Origin of the sequence: Shewanella olleyana (assembly GCF_023283825.1) — a bacterium.
GTDB lineage: Bacteria > Pseudomonadota > Gammaproteobacteria > Enterobacterales > Shewanellaceae > Shewanella > Shewanella olleyana.
The window spans coordinates 1-14,987 of the sequence record NZ_JAKILD010000017.1; the positions used below are offsets into that span (position 1 = coordinate 1).

The 14,987-nt window shown below is 40.4% G+C and carries 14 protein-coding genes and 1 pseudogene; 8 read left to right on the plus strand and 7 right to left on the minus strand.

The window, feature by feature from the left end; all coding sequences use genetic code 11:
* The 3 genes and pseudogenes from L2735_RS12845 to L2735_RS12855 all read left to right on the plus strand — a co-directional run.
* A pseudogene (locus L2735_RS12845) lies at positions 1 to 190 on the plus strand (IS630 family transposase); the annotation flags it as partial.
* A gap of 186 nt (positions 191 to 376) precedes the next feature.
* The gene (locus L2735_RS12850; protein WP_153916644.1) at positions 377 to 628 is read left to right on the plus strand and encodes a YkgJ family cysteine cluster protein; all 252 of its coding nucleotides are present in this window, start codon (positions 377 to 379) and stop codon (positions 626 to 628) included.
* Between the two features lie 29 nt (positions 629 to 657).
* Positions 658 to 1,113: an Rrf2 family transcriptional regulator gene (locus L2735_RS12855; RefSeq protein ID WP_248985088.1), complete on the plus strand. Its 456-nt coding sequence runs from the start codon at positions 658 to 660 to the stop codon at positions 1,111 to 1,113.
* On the opposite strand, the gene L2735_RS12860 is transcribed toward L2735_RS12855, so the two are convergent.
* From L2735_RS12860 to gpmM, 4 genes are all read right to left on the minus strand, one after another.
* Positions 1,088 to 1,840: a divergent polysaccharide deacetylase family protein gene (locus L2735_RS12860; protein WP_248985089.1), complete on the minus strand. Its 753-nt coding sequence runs from the start codon at positions 1,838 to 1,840 to the stop codon at positions 1,088 to 1,090. The genes L2735_RS12855 and L2735_RS12860 overlap by 26 nt on opposite strands.
* 12 nt (positions 1,841 to 1,852) lie before the next feature.
* Entirely contained in the window at positions 1,853 to 3,055 is a 1,203-nt protein-coding gene (locus L2735_RS12865; protein WP_248985090.1) for a S41 family peptidase, read from the minus strand.
* Between the two features lie 76 nt (positions 3,056 to 3,131).
* Complete coding sequence (locus tag L2735_RS12870) at positions 3,132 to 4,265, minus strand: murein hydrolase activator EnvC family protein (RefSeq protein ID WP_248985091.1); 1,134 nt, start codon at positions 4,263 to 4,265, stop codon at positions 3,132 to 3,134.
* 10 nt (positions 4,266 to 4,275) lie between these two features.
* Positions 4,276 to 5,808 (minus strand): 2,3-bisphosphoglycerate-independent phosphoglycerate mutase, encoded by a 1,533-nt coding sequence (gpmM, locus tag L2735_RS12875; protein WP_248985092.1) that lies wholly within the window; start codon positions 5,806 to 5,808, stop codon positions 4,276 to 4,278.
* Positions 5,809 to 6,171: 363 nt separating this feature from the next.
* Here gpmM and L2735_RS12880 point away from each other — a divergent pair, with 363 nt between their 5' ends.
* From L2735_RS12880 to L2735_RS12895, 4 genes are all read left to right on the plus strand, one after another.
* Positions 6,172 to 6,606 (plus strand): rhodanese-like domain-containing protein, encoded by a 435-nt coding sequence (locus tag L2735_RS12880; RefSeq protein ID WP_248985093.1) that lies wholly within the window; start codon positions 6,172 to 6,174, stop codon positions 6,604 to 6,606.
* Between the two features lie 209 nt (positions 6,607 to 6,815).
* On the plus strand, positions 6,816 to 7,304 hold the full coding sequence (gene secB / locus L2735_RS12885; RefSeq protein ID WP_153916651.1) for a protein-export chaperone SecB: 489 nt from the start codon (positions 6,816 to 6,818) through the stop codon (positions 7,302 to 7,304).
* A 5-nt stretch (positions 7,305 to 7,309) separates the two neighbouring features.
* Complete coding sequence (gpsA, locus tag L2735_RS12890) at positions 7,310 to 8,326, plus strand: NAD(P)H-dependent glycerol-3-phosphate dehydrogenase (protein WP_248985094.1); 1,017 nt, start codon at positions 7,310 to 7,312, stop codon at positions 8,324 to 8,326.
* 151 nt (positions 8,327 to 8,477) lie between these two features.
* The gene (locus tag L2735_RS12895; protein WP_248985182.1) at positions 8,478 to 9,662 is read left to right on the plus strand and encodes a BaiN/RdsA family NAD(P)/FAD-dependent oxidoreductase; all 1,185 of its coding nucleotides are present in this window, start codon (positions 8,478 to 8,480) and stop codon (positions 9,660 to 9,662) included.
* A gap of 300 nt (positions 9,663 to 9,962) precedes the next feature.
* Here L2735_RS12895 and L2735_RS12900 read toward each other — a convergent pair whose 3' ends face one another.
* The 3 genes from L2735_RS12900 to putP are packed head-to-tail and all read right to left on the minus strand — an operon-like array spanning position 9,963 to position 13,806.
* The gene (locus L2735_RS12900; protein WP_248985095.1) at positions 9,963 to 11,210 is read right to left on the minus strand and encodes a glutamate-5-semialdehyde dehydrogenase; all 1,248 of its coding nucleotides are present in this window, start codon (positions 11,208 to 11,210) and stop codon (positions 9,963 to 9,965) included.
* Positions 11,210 to 12,325, minus strand: coding sequence for a glutamate 5-kinase (gene proB, locus L2735_RS12905; RefSeq protein WP_248985096.1), 1,116 nt, complete (start codon positions 12,323 to 12,325; stop codon positions 11,210 to 11,212). The genes L2735_RS12900 and proB overlap by 1 nt, the downstream gene beginning before the upstream one ends.
* 2 nt (positions 12,326 to 12,327) lie before the next feature.
* Entirely contained in the window at positions 12,328 to 13,806 is a 1,479-nt protein-coding gene (putP, locus tag L2735_RS12910; protein WP_248985097.1) for a sodium/proline symporter PutP, read from the minus strand.
* A 355-nt stretch (positions 13,807 to 14,161) separates the two neighbouring features.
* On the opposite strand from putP, the gene L2735_RS12915 reads away from it, so the two are divergent.
* Positions 14,162 to 14,662, plus strand: coding sequence for a MarR family winged helix-turn-helix transcriptional regulator (locus tag L2735_RS12915; RefSeq protein WP_248985098.1), 501 nt, complete (start codon positions 14,162 to 14,164; stop codon positions 14,660 to 14,662).
* Positions 14,663 to 14,987 lie beyond the last annotated feature (325 nt).

The window sequence follows — 14,987 nt, forward strand, 5'->3', positions numbered from 1 at the left end:
TTCTCCAGAGCTAAACCCAATAGAGCAAGTATGGCAATGGTTAAGACAGCACTGTTTGGCAAATCGGTGTTTTGAAGGCTATAACGATATTGTTGAGCAGTGTTGTAAAGCTTGGAATATATTTATTCAGTGCAAAGATAGGGTAAAAAGTTTATGTACACGAGACTGGGCTAATATGGGCAAAGTCTAATGCGGATTGGTATAAGTTTAAAATGCACTTATCATGTCACATGATTCAGCTGTGATCATGAGCTAAAAATTAAACATAACTCTCACTTTAAACTTAAAGATGTATTTTATGTGCTTTTTATAAAGAAGATGTTTCTATATTAGGCATTAGTAAGATATATTGCTGCTTTAACGCTTAGGTAAAATTATGGATTGTCGTCTTGGTTGCGGTGCATGTTGTATTGCTCCTTCTATTACTAGCCCGATACCTGGTATGCCAAATGGTAAACTTGCGGGTGAACGCTGTATTCAACTAAATGACGATAACCTATGTAAGCTATTTGGTGACCCATCTAGACCAAAAGTTTGTACTGATTTCAGTGCGACGATTGATGTATGTAGCACCACCAATGAACAAGCTTTATGGCTAATCACAGAGCTTGAATCTTCTACTTCCTAAGCCAATTAATTTAACGCTGGAATTAACTTATGCAACTAACACGATATACAGATTACGGCATTCGTATTTTAATGTACCTTGCTGCGCAACCGAAAAGAGAAACGTTATTCCGTATTGCGGAAGTGACGACTGTTTTTGAGCTGTCTTCAAATCATGTTGCAAAGATCATCCACCATTTAGGCAAGCTTGGATATATTCAGACTATTCGAGGAAAAAGTGGTGGCTTTAAACTAGCAGTAAAAGCTGCAGATATTAATCTTGGTAAATTAGTGGGTGAGTTGGAGCCGTCTCTAGCCCCTGTTAACTGCACAGAGCCGTACTGTCGTTTTACGCCTGCATGTAGTTTAAAAGGAATTCTGGCTGAAGCCGTCGCCGCTTACATGGCAGTACTTAACAAGTGTACTTTGGCTGATATTGTTAAGAATGCAGATGAATTAATGGAAACACTGCCTGATATGTCTATCTCAGTACTTGAGCTGAGCTAGTTCCTTCGTTTTTAGCCATGCTAACAGGCAAAAGTTTTGAGGTATGAACAAGGTTAATACCCTTTAACTCTAGTCTGTGAAGATTCTCATTTAAAAAGCGCACTGTTTCTGGATAAGGGTGCGCTATAACAACGATGTTCCCTTCCGTTTTCGCCTTGGTAATGATTTGGCTAAATTGTTTCTCTAATGCGTTTTCACTGACATCATTATCTAAAAAAATCTCTCTTCTCAGTAAAGGCACACCGTATTGCTGAGCCTTGTCGCTTGCTTTGCTATAGCGTGTCGTAACACTATCCACAAAGTAGAGATCCTTTTGCTTTAAGCTTTCCATAAGCCAGTTCATTGGGTTGTCTAATTGAGTTAACAAGCTTCCCATGTGGTTATTCGCGCCTTTAGCATAGGGAATATTTTCAAGTGATGCTTTCAGTTGGCTTTTCAGTTGTTGCTCGCTCATATCATTAGTTAAGCCGCCATCACCCAGCTTTTTACCATTTAATGCCTGCATAGGTATATGCAACATGATTTCATTACCTTGATGGTGCCCTTGTTGAGCCAAAGTTTGGCCTAAAGGTGTATGAGGTAATACAGATAGAGTGACAGTATTGGGTAAGGTCAGTACAGCCTCATCTGATTGACGATAACCAATATCGTCAATGATGATAGCGATGTTTGCTGCTTGTACGTGTCCTGTAATGAGTAGAGCTAATCCAAAAAATATTTTGCGCACAGAGTCTGCTTTTTAGTTATGAGTAGTTATCCATGCAATAGCTGAAGAAATCTGACCATCCTGTGGTTCATCATATTGCGCAGTTGATTGCTCAATTATATCCAGATAATCAGAATTTAGAATAGCTTCGTTTGAAATTTTAATATCAGGTTCAATCCCTTTACTGTGAATGTCATTACCATCGGGGGTGCTGTACTTAGCAATAGTCAGTTTAATCGCATTGCCCATTTCTAGCATAGGGATCAAGCTTTGGACTGTGCCTTTACCGAAGCTGGTTTCACCGACTAGTGTCGCTCGTTCATTTTCTTGTAGTGCAGCCGCCAATACTTCTGAAGCTGAAGCCGAACCTTTATTAATTAACACCACCATTGGGATATCTTCAAAGATAGTGGGCTGTGAAGCGTAATAGACTTCATTAGCATCGAAAAAACGACCTTCGGTAGAAACGATTAATCCTTTCTTTAAAAAGAGATCTGCAATACTGATAGCTTGGCCAAGTAGACCTCCTGGGTTATTACGTACATCTAAAATGATGCCGCTTATGGTTTCGTTTTCCCAGAGTTTGGCTTGTTTGATGATGGCGCTGGTTGCATCATTTTGGAATGAGTTTAACTGAATATAACCAATATTATCTTTAAGAATTTTAGCGTTTATTGATTCGATATGAATAAGCTCTGGATTTAAGGCAAGCTTAAAGGGATCATTAGTATCGCGCTCAATGGTGAGGTTGATTGTTCGTTTGTTGTTACTGTTTTGCTTAATATCCATCAGTACATCAGTCAGGTTACTACTATCGATAACTGTATCGTTAAGTTGCAATACTTTATCGCCTGGCTGCAAATTAGCCCTTGCGGCTGGTGAGTTAGGGTAAGGGGTTATAATGGTGATTTGGTCATCATCTGTTGCCACTTCAAAACCGTATCCAAAGTACTGACCACTGTTGCTGTCATTGATACTTTGAAAGTCATCAGAATCTAAAAAACCAGAATAGGGATCTAGGTTGGTGAAAATGCCATCTATGGCGAATTCAATTAAATCTTCACGATCTACATCGTTAAAATAGTAGGTATGAATGGTGTCGATGACATCTAAAAGCAGAGTGTAACTGTATTCTGATTCGTACTTATAATGTTGCTCTGAACTAGATAAGCTCATTGAAAGCGCAACTGAAATACCTAAGAAAAAACATAATAAATAACGTGCAAATTGCATCATAATCGCCCCTTAATACCATTAAAGGTATATATAGGGCGTCAGTCTTTCAGCGAGAGTGGCCTTTCCTAGCCTAAGTTTATCGACAATATTTCGCTGGGTTAACGGCTTGCCCTTTGTGTCGTATTTCAAAGTATAGGCCAGAATCTGTTTGTCCGCCTGAACTCCCGACAAGCGCAATTGAATCTCCTTTTTGAACCGTTTCTCCAGGCTGAATTAATAGTGCTTGAGCATGTCCGTACAGACTCATGTAGCCTTCGCCATGGTCAACAACCATTACCATACCAAAGCCGCGTAACCAGTCCGCATATATAACAGTCCCTGGTGCGACGGCAGTGACATTGCGACCTTCAGGTGCGGCAATAACTACTCCTTTCCAGCGAATTTGTCCTGAACGACGACTACCAAACTTAGAGGCTAAATGACCTTTTGTTGGCCATGTTAATTTGCCACGTTTTTTAGCTAAGCCATCCATTTGAGGATTGTCTTTCGCTGCCAGCAAAGCCTGTTCGATAAGGCGTTTTAAGCTAGCCTCTTCAATTTGCATTTGTTCCAGTTCAGCGCCTTTACTGGTTAAAGTTCGCTGAATTTGGGCTAAAGTTTGTTGGCGTTGGCTTTTTTCTTTATTAAGTTGCTGCGCTTGTTGTTTTTGCTCAATAATTAATGCATTTAGTTTTTGCTGTTCATTGATTTGCTGACTTTTGATTGTGTCTAATTGCTCAATGGTTTCTTTGAGATTAGTGATAGCGGCAATTCTGGCATTATTCAGGTATTGATAATAAGCCAACATTCGCTCAACCGTGGCGGGATTTTGTTGGTTCAGCATCATTTTAGAGTAATCGTGATTACCTGCTAAATAGGCACTTGAAAGTTGTTTCGATAAGGTTTTTTGCTGTGTCGCTCGTCGTTTATCCAGTTGGATTTTTTCAACATCTAGCTCACTGAGTTTAGTGTTTACTTGCGAGAGAGAGGCTTGGGTTAAATTGACTTTTTGAGCAGCACTAGAGATAGCTTGCTCATCGCGTTTTAATAACGAAATGAGCTTTTCTCGTTGACGACTGGTGTCTTTCAAAGAGCTTTGTTGTTGGTTAATCTGAGCTTGAATCGCTTTAAGCTCGGATTGACGCTTATCCAGATCGGCACTTTGAACTGATGATGAAAGTATCAGAAAGCCAGCAATTATGCTGGCTTTAAACAATAGTCGTTTTTTCACGAGTGGCTATTTACTCTTTGAGTTTAATGATTGAGTGGCCTGTCATTTCTGATGGCACTTCTTGTTCCATCAAGGTTAACATAGTTGGCGCTATATCGCTCAATCGGCCACCATCTTCAATAGTGGCATCACGTCCAACATAAATAAACGGAACCAACTCGCTGGTATGCGCCGTATGCGCCTGTCCCGTTTCTTCGTTAGTCATTTGCTCAGCATTACCGTGATCGGCAGTAATTAAACATTCACCGCCTACTTTTTGTAGGGCATCTACGACGCGACCAATACAGGCATCAACGGCTTCACAGGCTTTAACTGCAGCATCAAAGTTGCCAGTGTGGCCAACCATGTCGCCATTAGGATAATTACAGATAATGACGTCATAGTCTGTTGATTCAATTGCTGCGACTAATTTGTCTGTCAGCTCAGTTGAATTCATTTCAGGCTGAAGATCATAGGTTGCTACATCAGGAGACTTAATCAGTTCACGGTTTTCGCCTTCAAATGGCTGTTCTTTACCGCCATTGAAGAAAAAGGTCACATGAGCATACTTCTCAGTTTCAGAAATACGCAGCTGAGTCTTACCTTGGTTTTGTAAGGTTTCGCCTAACGTATTCACTAAATCAGAGGATGGAAATGCTACCGGCACTTTAATGTCATCAGCGTAGTTAGTCAGCATGACAAAGTTAACCGCAGGAGTGACAGCGCGATTAAAGCCATCAAAGTCAGCATTAACAAAACTACGGGTTATTTGGCGAGCTCGGTCAGCACGGAAGTTCATGAAGATAAGCGCATCGCCATCAGATAAATGCGCCGCTTCACCAATAGTGGTTGCTGCAACAAATTCATCATTTTCGTCGCGGGCGTAAGCGGCTTCTAATGCTTCAACAGCATTAGCGTAATTGAACTCTGCTTTGCCTTGAGTGATGAGATTATAAGTTTTCTCGACACGATCCCAACGGTTATCTCGGTCCATGGCATAGTAACGACCAATGACTGAAGCAACTTTACCGTGACCTAAGTTTTCAAATAATTCTTCGAAATGAGCCAGAGAGTTTTTGGCGCTACGAGGAGGTGTATCGCGACCATCTAGGAAAGCGTGCAAGTACACTTTAGTTGCGCCACGCTCAACGGCCATTCGGCACATTGCTTCAATATGATCTTCATGACTATGCACGCCGCCTGGAGACATAAGCCCCATGATATGTACAGCGCCATTATCACTAATCGCTTTGTCGATAGACTCACATAAGGCTTGGTTTTGAGAAAACTCGTTGTCAGCAATTGACTTACTAATACGGGTTAATTCTTGATACACAATACGGCCAGAACCAATATTGATATGACCCACTTCTGAGTTACCCATTTGACCATCAGGTAGGCCGACATCTAGGCCTGAACCTGAAATCAAACTGTGTGGGTATGTAGCATTCAATTTATCTAAAACGGGGGTGTTAGCGTGAAAAATCGCATTTTGATGCGTATTTTCGCGATAGCCCCAGCCATCTAAGATAAGTAGTGCCAATGGACGCTTTTGAGTCGCCATGGAAGTACCTCTATATGAAAGTTTAAAGTTTATGAGAAGGTTAAAATTTTAATTGTATGAATATTACTACTTATGCAGGCGCTGAAAAAGTAATTTACTTTCATCTATGGGCTTCAAGTAAAGATTTCAGTGGCAAGAGCTCTGTATAAGCGCCTATGGGACTCGATGAATTATTTGCAATAAAAGCATAAATACTGTGGTTTTAATCAATGCTTGTTAATTAAATGCAATCTTTCGTCACTAAAGTGGCACTATTAAATCATCAGAGTCGATGAATAGGCGTGAACTTGCTGCATTATAAAGACGCAATCGGTATACTCTGTGGCTTATTAATTTTAGCCATTTTTAAAGTAGGCAGAGAAGATGCAAGAATATATTGAATTTTTTCAAGCTAACCCAGTACTAAGTATTGCGTGGGTTGGTTTGTTCATTGCTGTGGTAGTGACTACGATTAAAGCAGCGACCTCTAAAGTTGTTAATATCAATACGCAACAATTGACCATGCTGATGAACAAGCAAGACGGTAAAGTCATTGATGTTCGCTCTCAAGAAGAGTTTCGCAAAGGCCACATCGTAGATGCGATAAATGTGCCTTTGTCTGAAATTAAAAATAATAAAGCTACAAGCCTTGAAAAGTATAAAACGAGTCCCATTATTACTGTATGTAGTGCTGGAATGACGTCTTCGCAAGCTGCTCAACTTCTTGTTACACAGGGCTTTGAAAATGTCAGTAACCTAAAAGGCGGTATGGGTGACTGGACAGCAGCAAACTTACCAACTGTTAAAGGTAAGAAGTAAAGATAACCAGCTACTCGCTGATATTAATGTTAGCGAGTAGAACAAGATCCTACTTGTTATAAAGGGCTTAAAAGCGTTTTGTTACTTAGTTAGATCAACTTTAATCGGGATGAACTAAAACAAGGCTCTTGCCATATTTTAGGAATAAAAGCCCAAATCTAAAATTAGCTTCATAGAAAAGCTAAAACACAATTTGAAGGTAGAAAATCATGGCTGAAGTAGCTAACAACGAAGAACAAGCACCACAATTCAACATTCAACGCGTATTCACTAAAGACGTTTCTTTTGAAACGCCTAACAGCCCAGCTGTTTTCCAAAAAGAATGGAACCCAGAAGTTAAGCTTGATCTAGACACTCGTAGCAACAAACTTTCTGATGACGTGTATGAAGTTATTCTTTCTTTAACTGTTACTGCACAAAACGGTGAAGAAACTGCATTCTTATGTGAAGTTCAACAAGCTGGTATTTTCTCAATCACTGGTTTAACTGAACAGCAACTAGCTCATTCTTTAGGTGCTTACTGCCCGAACGTATTATTCCCATACGCACGTGAAACAGTAGGTAACTTAGTATCTCGTGGTACTTTCCCACAGCTAAACCTTGCTCCAGTGAACTTTGATGCATTATTTGCACAATATGTTCAACAACGTCAGCAAGACGCTGCTGCAGCTCCAGCTGCTGAAGAAGCAAACGCTTAATCAATATGAATAATACTGCCGAAATAACTGTTCTAGGTGCTGGGTCTTACGGCACCGCTCTTGCCATTTCTCTCGCAAGCAGTGGTCATAAGACCTTGCTATGGGGCCATGAGCCAGAGCACATGGAAACCCTAGCCAAAGAACGAGCTAATAACGCATTTCTGCCAGGGATCAACTTTCCTGACTGTCTTGAATTAGAAACCGACTTAGGCAAAGCGCTTGCCGCGAGTAAAAATGTGTTGGTTGTGGTACCAAGTCATGTATTTGGCCTAGTACTACAGCAGGCAAAACCTTTATTACGAGATGATGCACGCATTGTCTGGGCCACTAAAGGATTAGAGCCTGAAACCGGTCGATTACTGCAAGATGTTGCTCGTGAGCAACTTGGGGATGCTTTCCCACTGGCAGTATTATCAGGACCAACATTTGCCAAAGAACTGGCTGCTGGCATGCCAACAGCAATTTCGGTAGCGGGCACGTGTGCTGACTTTACTAATGATTTAGTGGAGCTTTTACATAGCCCGAAACGTTTACGTGTTTACGCAAATGACGACTTTACCGGTTTACAATTAGGTGGCGCAGTTAAAAACGTTATCGCAATTGGTGCGGGTATGTCTGATGGTATTGGTTTTGGTGCCAATGCCCGAACTGCATTAATCACTCGAGGACTAGTTGAGTTAACTCGTCTTGGTGTGGCTTTAGGTGCAGACAGTAATACCTTTATGGGTATGGCGGGTCTTGGTGATTTAGTTTTAACCTGTACAGATAACCAATCTCGTAATCGCCGTTTTGGCTTGGCATTAGGTAAAGGCAGCGATGTTGATACCGCTCAAGAAGAAATTGGCCAAGTGGTTGAAGGTTATCGTAATACCAAAGAGGTTTACACCTTAGCGAAACGTCTTGGTGTGGAAATGCCAATTACTGAGCAAATTTACCAAGTGCTTTATAAAGGTAAAGCGCCAGTAGATGCTGCTAAAGAGCTGCTAGGACGTGAACAAAAGTCTGAAACAATCTCAGACTGATGTTATGGCTTAAGCCAGTGTGAATGCGACTAAAAGGGTGCTAATATAGCGCCCTTTTTTGTGACTGATGAAAAATTCGCCACTGAAATAACTGACATAATTGAATGACAACAGGCTACATTTAGGTAGCGGATGAATGAGAGATGACACTTTGACACATCATGACGTAATTATTATTGGCGCAGGCGCAGCAGGGTTAATGTGTGCATCAACCGCTGGCTATCGTGGTCGTGATGTTTTGGTACTAGACAATGCCAAGCAAGCGGGTAAAAAAATCCTGATCAGTGGTGGCGGTCGCTGTAATTTCACCAATCAAAAAGTTGAGCCGCATAACTTCTTATGTGGCAACAGTCACTTTGTTAAATCCGCATTAGCCCGTTACCGCTCAAGCGATTTTATCGAATTAGTTGAACGCCATGGGATTGAATATCATGAGCGCGATCATGGTCAGCTATTTTGTAATGATTCAGCTAAAGAAATCGTCACCATGCTGATGACCGAATGTGACTGGGCTGGCGCAAAAGTGCAACTACGCACTGAGATTAATCACGTCAGTAAAAACGACCAAGGTCAATTTACTGTGACTACCTCTAACGGTGACTTTAGCTGTGACTCGTTAGTGATTGCGACTGGCGGCTTATCTATGCCAAAGCTTGGTGCATCGCCTTTTGGCTATAAATTAGCAGAGCAATTTGGTTTGTCTGTGTTGCCTACCCAAGCAGGTCTTGTGCCTTTTACTTGGCATAGTGAACAAAAAGCGCGTTTTGAACCACTATCAGGTATCGCGGTTCCATCAACGATTACCGCTGAAGATGGCACTGAGTTTAGTGAAGCCTTGTTGTTCACTCACCGCGGTTTATCTGGCCCTGCTGTACTGCAAATTTCAAATTATTGGCAAGCAGGACAAGCGATTAGCATTAACTTACTGCCAAATGAAAGTGCTAAAGACAAGATTGAAATAGCCTTGGCCAATAACCCTAAGCAAAGCTTACGCAATACCATTAGTCAGTGGTTGCCTAAGCGTCTAGTTGAAGCTCTATTTGAAGCAACGCAACTTGATAAAGCGCTTAATCAACTTGGTCACGGTGAGCGAGATCAAATCGCTAAAGATTTAAATGAATGGTCAATTGTGATGAATGGGACCGAAGGTTATCGCACTGCCGAAGTGACCTTAGGTGGCGTCGACACCAATGAGCTTTCGTCTAAAACCATGGAAGCGAAAAATATTTCAGGCTTATTCTTTATTGGTGAAGTTATGGACGTCAGCGGCTGGCTTGGCGGCTTTAACTTCCAATGGGCATGGTCATCTGGTGTGGCAGCAGGAATGGCGGTTTAGTTGTTTGGCACAATAAAGTGTTAAAGAGGCTATAAAGCTCCTTTGAACATGCATTTAAAGTATTTTGTGCAAATTTTAGATTTAAAAATCGTTTTAGGGTGTCTGTTTATAACAACATTCAATCTATACGGCTCTTTAATTTATAGGCACCTTTAATAGCGCATTTAACATCATTCTTTATACGCGCTATTAAAGGTGCTCTTAAACTGTTTTTCTTTTTCTCATTATGTCGCTTTTACAAAAGCTAATGATTACATCTTTCGCGATACTATTAGCTTTAGTGAGGGCAACATTGATTCATTAAACTCTTACCTGTCCAGTTCCGTTTACTAAAAACTTTTCAGTGGTAAGAGACTCAATTCCCATTGGGCCGTAGGCATGTAACTTAGTGGTTGCAATACCAATTTCGGCCCCTAAACCAAGCTCTGAACCGTCTGAAAATCGAGATGAGGCATTAACCATTACCACGGAAGCATCAACAATCTGTTGGAATTTTGCCGCTGCTTGTTCATTTTCAGTGCAAATAACTTCTGTATGATAACTGCCAAAATCTTCAATGTGTTTTATTGCCATATCAATGCTATCAACCACACTCACGGCTATTTCAAGGCTGAGGTATTCTTGACCAAACTGATCGGGCTGAATAGGGGTGAATGAGTTAAAATAACTGCCTATGGAGGCATCGCCGTTTACTTTGACATTATTTTGCTCGCAAATGTCATTCATCATCGGGAGAAAGCGTTCTGCAATGTCTTTATGCACCAACACGCCTTCAAGGGCATTACATACCCCAGGTCGTTGAATTTTACCATTAACGAGTATGTTAAGCGTTTTGTCCAAGTCAGCATCTTTATCGACATACAAATGACAGACTCCCTTATAATGCTGAATAACAGGGATTTTACTGTTCTCGCTTACAAAATTAATTAACCCTTCGCCACCTCTAGGGATCACTAGGTCAATATATTGTTTTAACGTTAGTAATTCATTTAATAGAGCTCGGTCTGGGTTTGGAATGACAGATACAATGGACTTTGGCAGATTATGTTTCTCAAGTTCACTTTGTAGCACATGAGCAATCGCCAAGCTTGTATTTAAGGCTTCTTTTCCGCCTCTAAGTATTACTGCATTACCTGACTTAATGCATAGTCCTGCGGCATCAGCTGTGACATTTGGCCTAGCTTCATAAATCATGCAAATAACACCGAGTGGCACTCGCATTTTTTTGATTTCAATTCCATTGGGCCTAGTTTCTATCGGTCGGGTTGTTCCTACCACTTCAGATAAGCCAGCAACCGTTTCAAGGCCGATGGCCATATCTTCAATACGTTGCGTATTTAACGTTAGGCGATCCATCATGGCGTCAGACAAACCGTTAGATTTAGCATTGGTCAAATCTTCGATATTGGCATTTAAAATATCCACATGGTTTTTTCTTAAAGCATTTGCCATATCAATGAGTAATGCTTTTTTTACTTCTGCGGATTTAGAGGCAAGTATTTTTGCACCAATTGCGGCTTGTTCTGCGATATTTTGTATTAAAGACATTATGCTCCCAATAAGGTGATGTATTGTTTAGAAAGAATTGGTTCGTCGGTATTATCTAGCTGCTCTGAAATGTGCTCACTGTTTTGAGTCGCGACGAAATTTAACAGGCAGCTACTGTAATTTGTTTTTACTTTGGCAAGTTTATCGCCATTGTCTTTTCGCACGAGTACAACATCACCTGCGGAGAAATTACCAGTGACATGGAGCAAATCTTGCGGCACAAGTAGATCTCTCGTTGCTTCATCCTTCATCATGAAGGTGTCACCCACTACCAATTCACCTTGAATTTTAGTGGTATGTTTCATCCAGTGATGTTGATCTTGCATAGGTTTTTTATGAGGGTGGAAATGTGTACCCGGATTTCTGCCTATGAGTAATTCATTAAAACTCACTTCATTGAAGCCGTTTACAATATAAGTATCGATACCATGTGATACCGCTTTATCTGCAGCTTGAATTTTAGTTTTCATACCGCCAGTGCCCACATCGCTGGTTGCTCCCCCAGCCATCTGGTATATATCTGCATTAATATCATAAACATCTGCAATTAATTGGGCTGTGCTATCTAGTTTGGGGTTGGCGTTATAGAGCCCATCAATATCTGAGCATATTATTAAAGCATCAGCATTTGCAGCGCTTGCCACCATCGCTGATAAGTTATCATTGTCGCCAACTTTTAACTTATCAGTCGTTACAGTGTCATTCTCATTAATAATTGGCAGTATATTGTTATTAAGTAAGGTATCTATAGTGTCTCTTACACTGATATATCTATCTCGTTCTTTAAGATCTGCATGGGTCAGCAGAACCTGTGCAGTATTAAAGTCAAACAATCTGTCCCATGTCGCCATCATTTCTGATTGCCCTGCAGCAGCCATTGCCTTTTTGACTGTCATGCTAGAATTATCTTCAGCGTTAAATAGGTGTGCTCCTGCAGCGACAGAGCCCGAAGATACCAGTACTACTTGAGTTCCAATCATCCGGCAACGTACGATAAAATTAGCGATACTTAATAAGTATTGGCTACTACACCCATTTCTATTTGGAGCAATAAGTGCACTTCCCACTTTAATGACAATTCTTTGCCATTGTGGGGCTTCCGGGTCAATATTCATTATCAAATTCCGTTAAGTTTTCTATTCGTGGCGTCAAACCACTCAATTGCCTGTTCTGTAGGCTGTTGTGTGTTAAGGCTAACTACTACTATTGCTAATAAGCTAGCTAAAAATCCTGGTAATAACTCATAAAAATAAGTACTTAGTGTTTGGCCGTCACTCAGTAAAGGAGCATATGCCCAAATCAAAACGGTTATCGAACCAACCAAAATGCCTGCAACAGCGCCACTATGAGTTAACTTTTTCCACCATAAGCTGAGGATGATTAAGGGGCCGAAAGCTGCGCCAAACCCTGCCCAAGCATTAGACACTAAACCCAGCACGCTACTATTACTGTCCAAAGCGATTAGTGAGGCAACAACTGCAACAGCGATGACACATACTCTACTGGTCATTAATAACTGTTTTTTAGACGGCTTTTTTGTTGAGTAACTTTGGTAAATGTCCTCAACGAGTGAACTTGAAGAAACTAATAGTTGAGAAGAAATGGTACTCATTATTGCTGCTAATATTGCAGCAAGTAGCCAACCAGCGATAAAAGGGTGAAACAAGTATTGAGACAAGACAATAAAAATGGTTTCAGGATCTGATACTGTTTGATTGCTTTTAGCTATATACGAAGCACCTATTAATCCTGTGGCCAATGCACCAATAGTCGATATTGTCATCCAAGATAAACCAATATTTTTGGCTTTATTTAGGTTTGTGTGGCAGTTAATTGCCATAAAGCGAACAATAATATGTGGTTGACCGAAGTAGCCTAGCCCCCAAGTCATTAAACTAAAAGCGGCTATCAATTCAATATTTTCTATACCTAGCGACATAGATTCAGTGAGTGCTTGTGCTTGTTCAACATCAAAGTGACTGAATGTGACAGCCGGAACAGCTACCAATGCGATAAGCATTATGACACCTTGGATAAAGTCACTTAGGCTAACAGCTAGAAAACCACCGAGTACCGTATAAATAACGACAACACTAACTGTTGCGATAATTCCCCAAACATAATTAATGCCAAAAGCCGATTCAAATAATTTACCGCCAGCAACTAAACCTGAGGCTGTGTATACGGTAAAGAATAAAATGATCACAATTGAGGCGATTAATCTAACGCTGCCGTTATTTAATGCAAAGCGCTTAGAGAAAAATTCTGGAATAGTCAGTGAGTCATCAGCTAACTCTGTGAAGATTCGTAATTTTGGGGCGACAATTTGGTAGTTAACATAAGCACCAATAACAAGTCCTAAGGCTAGCCAAATACTGTCTAAGCCACCTAAGTAAGCAGCGCCAGGTAAACCCATTAACATCCAGCCACTCATATCAGATGCGCCTGCGGACAATGCCGTTACTTTAGCACTGACATTTCGGCCACCTAGTAGGTATTCATTGTTATCTGAGGTTGATTTCTTCATGGCGTAAATACCGATAAATATTAACAACACGAAGTAAAGAATTATTGCGATTGAGGCGTAATCAAACATATATAGTACTAACTATCTCACTTATTAGAAGAGTTGGTCGATGGGAGTTTGGTTTGCTTGTTTTTTAAAAGGTTAAGACTATTTACCCCTGTTGAAAGAAGGGCTAACACAAAACCGATCCCTAGTATTATGTGGAAACATATATAACCAGATATTTCATTTTTCATTTTCAATATAACCATTGATAAGAATAATAATTAGTAGTCTAATCATTACAGGTCTAATTATCAAGCGGTGTTTGTGAGTTTTTTGTTAGATAAATGATTCAGGTTGGAAGTTAGGTAAATTATTTGCTTTAGCTTTCTGGATTTAATAGTGATAATACGCACTGGGGTAAACTTAAAAAGGCTATAACGTGGAAAGACACGAAGAGTTATTTGTTTCTATTCGTAAAATTATTCGAGCGATTGATATTCGATCCAGAAAACTAAGTAAGGAAGCAGGAGTTACTGGGCCTCAATTAATCATATTGCAGGAGCTTGCGCGAATTAAAGGGGTAACAGCTAAGGAGGTCTCAACACAAGTGAACCTCAGTCAGGCGACGGTAACCAATATTTTAGATAGATTAGAATCTAAGCATTTTATCAAAAGAGTAAGAAGCGAAAGCGATCGTCGCAGAGTCGCGCTTTTCTTAACTGATGAAGGTAAAGAAGCGCTATTAAATGCGCCACAGCCAATTGAAGAAAGTTTTGTTGAAACATTTTCAGCACTAAAGGATTGGGAGCAGTTTCAGTTACTTTCAAGTGTTGAACGAATAGCAGAAATGATGGGAGCATCAGGGATAGACGCGGCACCAGTTCTCAACCTCGGTGATTTAGATAGTCATAATCAAGCTCAAGATAACAAAAACGATTAAGCGATGATGAGACTTATAAGTCATTAAAAGAGGGCGTTTGATATTCTGTGTCAGGTTAATTTTTTAACTTTCTAGTACGCTGTCTAAACGCCCTTAAAACCAACCGCTGATAGAGCTCACTCAGCCCCCTATTATAGATAAGCATCATCCACTTCATTAGGCGTATTTAATATTCCATCCCCAGCCACTTTAAAGGCTATTTTATTACTGCTAATGGCCTGCTTTTAATCTGAATAAATTGATAAAAGATGACAGCGATGTCAGTTATTGCTTGCATCTTGTATCCATTGTTATTTATGTTAACAAGAGCGGGTGCTTTTTATGC